Origin of the sequence: Mesorhizobium sp. M1A.F.Ca.IN.020.06.1.1, from assembly GCF_004023265.1 — a bacterium.
Taxonomy (GTDB): domain Bacteria; phylum Pseudomonadota; class Alphaproteobacteria; order Rhizobiales; family Rhizobiaceae; genus Mesorhizobium.
Genome location: NZ_RZSR01000408.1, coordinates 1 through 5021, shown reverse-complemented (window position 1 = coordinate 5021; position 5021 = coordinate 1). Strand labels below are relative to the sequence as shown.

Annotated in this window: 6 protein-coding genes; 5 read left to right on the top strand and 1 reads right to left on the bottom strand. The window is 67.4% G+C overall.

What is annotated here, in order from left to right:
* From EOA60_RS18315 to EOA60_RS18295, 5 genes are all read left to right on the top strand, one after another.
* Positions 1–700, top strand: a 700-nt coding sequence (locus EOA60_RS18315) for a cobaltochelatase subunit CobN (RefSeq protein WP_206628158.1), incomplete at its 5' end; no start/stop codon positions are given.
* A complete protein-coding gene (cobG, locus tag EOA60_RS18310; protein WP_095826212.1) occupies positions 697–2058 on the top strand; it encodes a precorrin-3B synthase in 1362 nt (453 codons plus the stop codon). The genes EOA60_RS18315 and cobG, both read left to right, overlap by 4 nt.
* Before the next feature lie 3 nt (positions 2059–2061).
* A complete protein-coding gene (locus EOA60_RS18305) occupies positions 2062–2694 on the top strand; it encodes a precorrin-8X methylmutase (RefSeq protein WP_095826213.1) in 633 nt (210 codons plus the stop codon).
* A complete protein-coding gene (locus EOA60_RS18300; RefSeq protein ID WP_095826214.1) occupies positions 2691–3449 on the top strand; it encodes a precorrin-2 C(20)-methyltransferase in 759 nt (252 codons plus the stop codon). Before EOA60_RS18305 ends, EOA60_RS18300 begins: the two co-directional genes overlap by 4 nt.
* Positions 3446–4210, top strand: coding sequence for a precorrin-3B C(17)-methyltransferase (locus tag EOA60_RS18295; RefSeq protein WP_095801991.1), 765 nt, complete (start codon positions 3446–3448; stop codon positions 4208–4210). Before EOA60_RS18300 ends, EOA60_RS18295 begins: the two co-directional genes overlap by 4 nt.
* On the opposite strand, the gene EOA60_RS18290 is transcribed toward EOA60_RS18295, so the two are convergent.
* Positions 4174–4941: a cobalt-precorrin-6A reductase gene (locus tag EOA60_RS18290; protein ID WP_095826230.1), complete on the bottom strand. Its 768-nt coding sequence runs from the start codon at positions 4939–4941 to the stop codon at positions 4174–4176. The genes EOA60_RS18295 and EOA60_RS18290 overlap by 37 nt on opposite strands.
* Between the last annotated feature and the right edge of the window lie 80 nt (positions 4942–5021).

Genomic DNA, 5021 nt, shown 5'->3' with positions numbered 1-5021 from the left:
GCCCGGCACTTACGGCGCCGGAGTCGAGGAATTGCTGTCGCGCGGCGAATGGAGCGCGCGCGAAGAGATCGGCCGCGCCTATCTCGAAGCAACCTCGCATGCCTATGGCGGCGCCGACGGTGAGGCCATCTCCGCGCCCGGCGTCTTCGAGGGCCGCATCGCCGACGCGGACCTGCTTGTCCACACCGGCGACGACCCGGGCCGCGACATCCTCGAAGGTTCGGCCGATGTCGCCTTCATTGGCGGGTTTTCAGCCGCACTTGCCGCGCTTGGCAGGAATGCCGATGTCATCGTGCTCGACACGACTGACCCTAAGAAGCCGAGGCCGCGATCGGTCGGCGAAGCGGTGTCGCGCGTGGTGCGGGCCCGCGCCGTCAATCCGCGCTTCATTGCCGGGCAGATGCGCCACGGCCCCCGCGGCGCCTCGGAATTCGCCGAGACGGTCGACCGCCTGGTCGGCTTCGCCGAGACCACGCATGCCATATCGGGCGCGCTGATCGAGGCGGTGCACGACGCCTATATCGGTGATGCGGAAGTCCGAGCCTTCTTGCTGCGCGAAAATCCCGCCGCCGCGAAGGTCATCGCTGAGCGATTCCTGGCTGCGCGACGGCGCGGTCTCTGGCATCCGCTCAGGAATTCCATCGACGACGATCTCACGGCCTTGATCGCCGAGGCGCAGGCAAGCGAGGTGGCGGCATGAACGCCTTCTCGCGTCGTGGCGCCTGCCCCGCGTTGAGCGCGCCGATGCAGACCGGCGATGGTCTGCTGGTGCGGCTCAATCCGGTTCCTGGAGGGCTTGCACCCAAGTCGCTGATCGGTCTTTGCGAATCCGCCTTGCGCCACGGCAACGGCATCATGGAAGTGACCGCTCGCGGTAGCCTGCAGATCCGGGGCCTGACCGCAGACAGCGCTTGGCTGCTGGCGGCGGAAGTGGATGCGCTGGGCATCGCGGTGCGGACGGGCGTGCCGGTGGAGACCGGGCCGCTCGCGGGTATCGACCCGCAGGAGATTGCAGATTCGCGCCCCGTGGCCGATCGGATCAGGCTGGCTATTGAAGAGGCGGGGCTGACGCCACGGTTGGGGCCGAAGGTGTCCGTGGTCGTCGACGGCGGCGGGCAGTTGGCTGTGGATGCGCTGACGGCTGACGTGCGGCTGAAGGCGGTGCGGACTGTGGCCGGCGTCCAGTGGAGCGTGTCGGTTGCCGGTGACAGCCGAAGCGCGAAGTCACTCGCCACTGTTGACGAGGATACGGCGCGCAACATCGCGGTGGCTGCACTAAGGATGGTGGCCGAAAAAGGCCGCGAGGCGCACACGCGGGATTTGTCGGACCGGCAGTTGGCTTCGCTCGCAGGCTGGCATTCCTTCGCGCCCCCCTCTGTCCTGCCGGACATGTCCGGCAGGACAGAGGGGGGCGCCGTAGGGCGTCAGCATTCGCCCATCGGCCTCTTCGACCTGAGCAGCAGCCACGCCCTCGGCATCGGCCTGCCCTTCGGAAGTATGCCGGCGCAGAACCTCATCGACCTCGCCGCCAGGGCCTCCGATCTGGGCTCGGCTGAAATCCGCATGGCCCCAGGCCGCACCCTACTTTTCCTCAACCTCTCCCCATTCGCCAGCGCCTCTCTCCAAGCCTCCGCGTCCGCCCTCGGCTTCATCACCGCCCCCACCGATCCGCGCACCCGCATTGCCGCCTGCCCCGGAGCGCCCGCCTGCGCCTCCGGCCGCATCGCCACCCGCGCCATCGCCGAAGAAATCGCAACGGAAAGCCCCGATCTCTTTGATGCCTCCCTCACCCTCCACATTTCCGGCTGCGCCAAAGGCTGCGCCCATCCCGGCCCAGCGGGGCTCACCCTGGTCGGCGACGAAAACGGAGCCGGACTTGTCGTGGACGGGACGGCAAAGACCCTTCCTGCCGGATACAGGCCGGGCTATGACGCCGCGCGCGGGGTCGCCGGCATTGCGGCGGCGATCCGAAACGCACGGCATCCCGGCGAGACTGCCGCCGCTTGCCTCACAAGGCTCGGCGCGACTGAGATCGCCGAACTCTATCGACGGAACTGAAGAATGGCCGCCTACGACTATATCCATGACGGGATGGCGATCTACGAGCGCTCTTTCGCCATCATCCGCGCCGAGGCGGACTTGTCGCGCTTTTCCGAGACAGAGGCCGATGTCGCGATCCGCATGATCCACGCCTGCGGCCAGGTCGAGGCAGCCAGCCAGTTCGTGTTCTCCAGCGGTTTCGTTGAAGCGGCCCGTGCCGCCCTTGCCGCCGGGGCGCCGATCTTCTGCGATGCCGAGATGGTCGCCCACGGCATCACCCGTGCCCGCCTGCCGGCCGGAAACGAGGTGATCTGCACGCTGCGCGACCCGCGCACCGTCGATATCGCCAAGGAAATCGGCAACACGCGCTCGGCCGCCGCTATCGACCTTTGGAGCGAGCGCATGGCAGGTTCGGTGGTCGCCATCGGCAACGCACCGACCGCGCTGTTCTATCTGCTCGAAAAACTGCGCGACGGCGCGCCGACGCCGGCCGCCATCATCGGCATGCCGGTTGGTTTCGTCGGTGCTGCCGAATCCAAGGATGCACTGGCGGAAAACTCCTACGGCGTACCTTACGCCATCGTGCGCGGCAGGCTGGGCGGCAGCGCCATGACGGCCGCAGCACTCAACGCATTGGCGAGGCCAGGCCTGTGAACGCTTTCCCCAAAGGCCGGCTCGTCGGCGTCGGCACCGGTCCCGGCGATCCGGAGCTGTTGACGCTGAAAGCCGCGCGGGCATTGGCTGAAGCGAATGTCGTCGCCTATTTCGCCAAGCGCGGCAACAACAGCAACGCGCGCGCCATCGTCGAGGCGCGCTTTCGCCCGGATATGGTCGAGCTGCCCTTGCTCTATCCGGTGACGACCGAGATCGACAAGGATCACGACGACTATCGCTCGCAGATCACCGATTTCTACGAGCGGTCCGCCGAACAGGTCGCCGGGCATCTCGGCGCCGGCAAGATGGTGGCCGTGCTGTCGGAGGGCGATCCGCTTTTCTACGGCTCCTATATGCATCTGCACGTGCGCCTCTCGCACCGATTCCCGACCGAAGTCATTCCCGGTATCACCGCCATGTCCGGCTGTTGGTCGGCGACCGGCCTGCCGATCGTCCAGGGCGACGATGTGCTGACCGTGCTTCCCGGCACGATGAGCGAGTTCGAGCTGACGCGACGGCTGGCCGATACCGATGCCGCCGTCATCATGAAGGTCGGCCGCAACCTGCCGAAGATCCGCCGCGCGCTGGAAGCGACCGGCAAGCTGACGAAGGCCGTCTATGTCGAGCGCGGCACCATGCCGGGCAGCGTGTCGATGCGGCTCGCGGAAAAGCCGGACGACAAGGCCCCCTATTTCGCCATCGTGCTGGTCGCCGGCTGGTCGGCGCGTCCCGGAGTTCCCGGAGCCAAGCCTTGAGCGGCCGCCTCACCGTGATCGGCCTCGGCCCCGGCAATGCCGATCAGGTCACGCCGGAGGCGATCCGCGCCGTGACGGAGGCTTCCTTCTTCTATGGCTACAAGCCCTATCTCGACCGGCTCGAGCTGCGACAGGACCAGACCCGCATCGCCTCCGACAATCGCGAAGAGCTAGCCCGCTCGAACGAGGCGCTGGCCAAGGCAGCCGAAGGTCACAGCGTCGCTGTCGTGTCCGGCGGCGATCCCGGCGTATTCGCCATGGCGGCCGCCGTCTGCGAGGCGATCGAAGCCGGTCCGCCAGAATGGAGGTCAATCGACCTCGCGGTCGTTCCCGGCGTCACCGCCATGCTCGCGGTCGCCGCCCGCATCGGCGCGCCGCTTGGCCATGATTTCTGCGCCATCTCGCTCTCCGACAATCTAAAACCCTGGGAGCTGATCGAGCTGCGTCTGCTGGCGGCGGCCGGCGCCGGCTTCGTCATTGCGCTCTACAATCCGATCAGCAAGGCCCGCCCCTGGCAGCTCGGCCGCGCCTTCGAATGCCTGAAGGCCATTCTGCCGGGCACCACCCCGGTGATCTTCGGCCGCGCCGCCGGCCGGCCCGAAGAGCGCATCGAGGTGTTTCTGCTCGCCGACGCCGATGCGGCAAAGGCCGACATGTCGACCTGCGTCATCATCGGCTCGCCCGAGACCCGCATCATCAAGCGCGGCGACAAGCCCGCGCTGGTCTACACGCCGCGTTCGGCAACTGGGTCGAGAAAATGATCGACCATCGCAGCCAGCTGATCGACGGTCTCGGCCGACGCAACGTCAGGCAGCGGCGGCCTGCGCACCATGATCACCTCGATGCCGAGCGCGCGCGCCGCGGCGATCTTGCCGTAGGTCGCCTCGCCGCCGCTGTTCTTCGAAACGACGGTATCGATGGCGTATTTTTCAAGCAGCGCGCGCTCGTCCGCTTCGGGGAACGGCCCGCGCGCCAGAAGGTAAACTGCGTCAGGCACAGCCAGCTTTGGCTCGATCGGGTCGACGCTGCGAATGAGATAGCGATGCTGCGGAGCGGCCTCGAACGCGCCGGCTTCCTGCCGGCCGATCGCCAGCAAGACTCGTCGCGGCGCCGTGCCAAGCGCCTTGGCCGCTTCAGCGACGCTCTCCACGAAAGTCCAGCGATCACCCGCGACAGGCTCCCAGCCGGCACGCCGCAGCGCAACCATCGGCACGCGGGTTTGCCTGGCCGCCTCAGCGGCATTGGCCGACATACGGGCCGCGTAAGGATGCGTGGCGTCGACCACCAGATCGACCTGTTCCCGATGGAGGTAGGCGGCCAATCCCTCCATGCCGCCAAAGCCGCCGCTACGCATGGGGACGCCTTGCGCCATGGGGCTTTCGGTGCGGCCGGCGAGCGACAGCGTGATCGAGAAATCCTTCCGGCGAGCCAGCTTGCCCGCCAGCTGCCGGGCCTCCGTGGTTCCGCCGAGAATCAGAATACGGTGGGTCATCATGCCTGCTGAGGGTTCGCGCGCTGCCAAGCCGGTCGCAAGATGGCTGACCATCGTCGGCATCGGCGAGGACGGTGTAG